The organism is Kurthia gibsonii, from assembly GCF_006539985.1.
GTDB lineage: Bacteria > Bacillota > Bacilli > Bacillales_A > Planococcaceae > Kurthia > Kurthia gibsonii.
The window spans coordinates 1-3209 of sequence record NZ_BJOB01000090.1; the positions used below are offsets into that span (position 1 = coordinate 1).

The 3209-nt window shown below is 49.1% G+C and carries 1 rRNA gene; it reads right to left on the reverse strand.

From position 1 onward, the window contains the following. Nucleotides 1-43: 43 nt before the first annotated feature. A 23S ribosomal RNA gene (locus KGI01_RS13515) occupies nucleotides 44-2973 on the reverse strand. Nucleotides 2974-3209 lie beyond the last annotated feature (236 nt).

Consider the following 3209-nt stretch of genomic DNA (forward strand, 5'->3'; position numbering starts at 1 on the left):
TTCTTTCAAAACTGGATAAACGGTTCATTGAAACACAATTGTTTTGGTTAAGTCCTCGATCGATTAGTATTCGTCAGCTCCATATGTCACCATACTTCCACCTCGAACCTATCTACCTTGTCGTCTTCAAGGGATCTTACTTACTTGCGTAATGGGAAATCTCATCTTGAGGGGGGCTTCATGCTTAGATGCTTTCAGCACTTATCCCGTCCATACATAGCTACCCAGCGATGCCTTTGGCAAGACAACTGGTACACCAGTGGTATGTCCATCCCGGTCCTCTCGTACTAAGGACAGCTCCTCTCAAATTTCCTACGCCCACGACGGATAGGGACCGAACTGTCTCACGACGTTCTGAACCCAGCTCGCGTACCGCTTTAATGGGCGAACAGCCCAACCCTTGGGACCGACTACAGCCCCAGGATGCGATGAGCCGACATCGAGGTGCCAAACCTCCCCGTCGATGTGGACTCTTGGGGGAGATAAGCCTGTTATCCCCGGGGTAGCTTTTATCCGTTGAGCGATGGCCCTTCCATGCGGAACCACCGGATCACTAAGCCCGTCTTTCGACCCTGCTCGACTTGTAGGTCTCGCAGTCAAGCTCCCTTGTGCCTTTACACTCTGCGAATGATTTCCAACCATTCTGAGGGAACCTTTGGGCGCCTCCGTTACCTTTTAGGAGGCGACCGCCCCAGTCAAACTGTCCACCTGACACTGTCTCCTACCCCGATCAGGGGTAAGGGTTAGAAGTTCAATACATTTAGGGTAGTATCCCAACAACGCCTCCTCCGAAGCTGGCGCTCCGGTCTCTCTGGCTCCTACCTATCCTGTACAAAATGTACCAAAATTCAATATCAAGTTACAGTAAAGCTCCACGGGGTCTTTCCGTCCTGTCGCGGGTAACCTGCATCTTCACAGGTACTATAATTTCACCGAGTCTCTCGTTGAGACAGTGCCCAGATCGTTACGCCTTTCGTGCGGGTCGGAACTTACCCGACAAGGAATTTCGCTACCTTAGGACCGTTATAGTTACGGCCGCCGTTTACTGGGGCTTCAATTCTCAGCTTCGCTTGCGCTAACCAATCCTCTTAACCTTCCAGCACCGGGCAGGCGTCAGCCCCTATACGTCATCTTACGATTTTGCAGAGACCTGTGTTTTTGCTAAACAGTCGCCTGGGCCTATTCACTGCGGCTCTCTCGGGCTTGCACCCTACTAGAGCACCCCTTCTCCCGAAGTTACGGGGTCATTTTGCCGAGTTCCTTAACGAGAGTTCTCTCGCTCACCTTAGGATTCTCTCCTCGACTACCTGTGTCGGTTTGCGGTACGGGCACCTATCTACCTCGCTAGAGGCTTTTCTTGGCAGTGTGAAATCAGGAACTTCGTCATAATTGACTCGCCATCACAGCTCAATGTTACAGGAAGCGGATTTGCCTACTTCCACACCTTACTGCTTGGACGTGCATAACCAACAGCACGCTTACCCTATCCTACTGCGTCCCCCCATCACTCAAATGGTAGATTGGTGGTACAGGAATATCAACCTGTTATCCATCGCCTACGCCTATCGGCCTCGGCTTAGGTCCCGACTAACCCTGAGCGGACGAGCCTTCCTCAGGAAACCTTAGTCATTCGGTGGACAGGATTCTCACCTGTCTTTCGCTACTCATACCGGCATTCTCACTTCTAAGCGCTCCACCAGTCCTTACGATCTGACTTCACAGCACTTAGAACGCTCTCCTACCACGGACATCTAAGATGTCCATCCACAGCTTCGGTGAATCGTTTAGCCCCGATACATTTTCGGCGCAGCGTCACTCGACCAGTGAGCTATTACGCACTCTTTAAATGGTGGCTGCTTCTAAGCCAACATCCTGGTTGTCTAAGCAACGTCACATCCTTTTCCACTTAACGATTACTTTGGGACCTTAGCTGGTGGTCTGGGCTGTTTCCCTTTTGACTACGGATCTTATCACTCGCAGTCTGACTCCCGTGTATAAATCATTGGCATTCGGAGTTTGTCTGAATTCGGTAATCCGGGATGGACCCCTAGTCCAAACAGTGCTCTACCTCCAAGATTCTTAAACACGAGGCTAGCCCTAAAGCTATTTCGGAGAGAACCAGCTATCTCCAGGTTCGATTGGAATTTCTCCGCTACCCACACCTCATCCCCGCACTTTTCAACGTACGTGGGTTCGGTCCTCCAGTAAGTGTTACCTTACCTTCAACCTGGACATGGGTAGATCACCTGGTTTCGGGTCTACAACCACATACTCATTCGCCCTATTCAGACTCGCTTTCGCTACGGCTCCGTCTTTTCAACTTAACCTTGCATGTAATCGTAACTCGCCGGTTCATTCTACAAAAGGCACGCTATCACCCATTAACGGGCTCTAACTACTTGTAGGCACATGGTTTCAGGATCTCTTTCACTCCCCTCCCGGGGTGCTTTTCACCTTTCCCTCACGGTACTGGTTCACTATCGGTCACTAGAGAGTATTTAGCCTTGGGAGATGGTCCTCCCAGATTCCGACGGAATTTCACGTGTTCCGCCGTACTCAGGATCCACTCTGGAGGGAATGAACTTTCAACTACGGGACTGTTACCCTCTATGGTAGGCCTTTCCAAGCCGCTTCATTTAACTCATTCCTTTGTAACTCCGTGTAGAGTGTCCTACAACCCCAAGAAGCAAGCTTCTTGGTTTGGGCTCTTCCCGTTTCGCTCGCCGCTACTAAGGGAATCGAATTTTCTTTCTCTTCCTTCAGGTACTTAGATGTTTCAGTTCCCTGAGTCTGCCATCAAAACGCTATGAATTCACGTTAGGATACTGTTCGATTAAAAACAGTGGGTTCCCCCATTCGGAAATCTCCGGATCAAAGCTTACTTACAGCTCCCCGAAGCATATCGGTGTTAGTGCCGTCCTTCATCGGCTTCTAGTGCCAAGGCATCCGCCATGCGCCCTTAATAACTTAACCTAATTGATTCCAATCTGCTGCGTAATACTTTGTCAGCTACACTTGTTCGAATGCTCATGTACGTATGTACACTCCGCTTCTCACTGCGTTTGCTTTCGCGTCTTACTTGCATCTTGAAATAATTTTCACATAAGTCATTAAGCCTAAAAAATTAAAACTTAATAATTCAAAATCTATAAAAGAAATTTGTGTTTGTGTTACTTTCAATGTCGTTTTATCCAGTTTTCAAAGAACAA